General features: G+C 59.1%; 1 protein-coding gene and 1 pseudogene. One reads left to right on the top strand and one right to left on the bottom strand.

Translation table 11 applies throughout. From position 1 onward, the window contains the following. Window positions 1–131 precede the first annotated feature (131 nt). Window positions 132–1,289, bottom strand: a pseudogene (locus GVL12_RS25610) (RNA-guided endonuclease InsQ/TnpB family protein); the annotation flags it as partial. A gap of 20 nt (window positions 1,290–1,309) precedes the next feature. Here GVL12_RS25610 and tnpA point away from each other — a divergent pair. Continuing rightward, window positions 1,310–1,738, top strand: a complete 429-nt coding sequence (tnpA, locus tag GVL12_RS25605) for an IS200/IS605 family transposase (RefSeq protein ID WP_159918370.1) — start codon at window positions 1,310–1,312, stop codon at window positions 1,736–1,738. The last annotated feature ends 77 nt before the right edge of the window (window positions 1,739–1,815 follow it).

Genomic DNA, 1,815 nt, shown 5'->3' with positions numbered 1-1,815 from the left:
ACATCCTCCCCTGCCTAACGGCAGGGGATTCCTACCGCGCCCATTGCAGGCATTGAGCCTGAACAAGTCACTTCGGTGGGTTCCTGCTTCGCAGAGGCTGCGCACTTGGCCTTTGCGGGCTTTGCGCGGCTGACATCCTCTCCACAGGCTGCTGCGCGGTGTCCCCGCGCCAAGATGTTGATCGCGCCAATGTGATCGGCGTTGCCTTTGTGCCCGCATTCGATGCACCTGAACACGGCCTGACTGGGCCGGTTGTCGGCGCTCACGCATCCACACCCCGGGCATGTGCGGCTGGTGTTGTGCGGCGGCACGGCGATGAGCATTCCTCCAGACCAGGCCAGCTTGTATTCGAGTTGCCTGCGGAACTCGAACCAGCCTTGATCCAGGATGCTTTTGTTCAGGCCGGATTTGGCCCGTACGTTTTTACCCGGCTTGTCGTCTGTGCCTGCCGCTGACTTGCTCATATTGCGTACCTGCAAATCCTCAATGCACACCATCGCGTGGTTTTGGCTGATGGCGCTTGTGGCTTTGTGCAGGTAGTCGCGGCGGGCGTTGCCGATGCGGGCGTGGATTTTTTGAACCTGGGTTTTAGCCTTCCTCCAATTGCGGCTGTTTTTGACTTTGCGGCTCATGGCCCGCTGCGCGCGGCGCAGACGTGATTCGTGTTTCTTGAAGCTGTCCAGCGGGGCTAAAAACGTGCCGTCGCTGAAGGTGGCGAAGCGGGCAATGCCTACGTCGATGCCGATGGCGCTGGTTGCCGTTGGCATGGGCTGCTCCACTTCGCGGGCGGTTTGAATCGCCACGAACCACTTGCCACCCGAGTAGCTCACGGTGGCATTGCGCAGCTCGCCCAGCACGGGGCGCGACAGACGCAGGCGCATCCAGCCGAGTTTGGGCAGGAAGATACGGCCATTGGCCTGATCGAGCTTGATTTGCTTGGCGTCGGGGTAGCGAAAGCTCTCCCGCTGGCCTTTCTTCTTGAACTTGGGAAAGGCTGCACGCTTGGCGAAGAAGTTTTGATACGCCCTGTCCATGTCCTTGAGGGCGTGTTGCAGCGGATGCACGGGCGCATCCTTGAGCCACGGCGTTTCTGACCCGTTGCGCCATTCGGTCAGGTGCTTGGCCATCGCCACGTAGCCGATGTATTTGCCGCCTGCCTCGTGATTAGCTTTTTGCAGCGCCAATGCCTTGTTGAACACGAAGCGGCACGAGCCGGCGAAACGCGCCATCTGGCGCGCTTGCTGGCCATCTGGCCGGAGTTCGTACTTGAATGCCTGAAGGCGCTGCATGTGTCCAGTATAGTTGGTCTATGAATGATCCATCGGGTAAAAACAACGATCTACGGCATGGGAGGCACTGCGTCTTTCTCATGCATGTTCACTTGGTCTTCGTCACCAAGTACCGGCGCGAGGTATTCACAAAAGCTATCCTGGATGACATGCGATTCATCTTTGCGGGTGTTTGCGCCGACTTCGAGGCCCAGTTGGTCGAGTTCGATGGCGAGGATGACCATGTTCATCTGCTGGTGAACTATCCGCCCAAGGTGGCGGTTTCAGCGCTGGTGAACAGTTTGAAGGGTGTATCCAGCCGGATGATTCGCAAGAAAAATTACCCAAGCATCCGCAAGAAGCTGTGGGGTGGTGCGCTGTGGTCGCCGTCCTACTTTGCCGGTAGCTGTGGTGGAGCGCCCATCGAAGTCATCCGCCAGTACATCGAACAGCAGCAGACGCCGCATTAGCGCCGTGTAGGACGCCTACGGCGTCCGCACTATCCTTCCCCGCCCTGAAGGGCGAGGTTTGCCGCGCACGGGATCAA

Source organism: Pantoea sp. 18069, from assembly GCF_902706035.1.
Taxonomy (GTDB): Bacteria; Pseudomonadota; Gammaproteobacteria; order Burkholderiales; family Burkholderiaceae_C; genus Comamonas.
Note: the sequence above shows the minus strand (reverse complement) of the source record. Positions and strands in the feature narration are given on the sequence as shown.

Coding starts and splice junctions, on each gene's coding strand:
- tnpA (WP_159918370.1), top strand. CDS start 1,310: ATGAATGATCCATCGGGTAAAAACAACGATCTACGGCATGGGAGGCAC.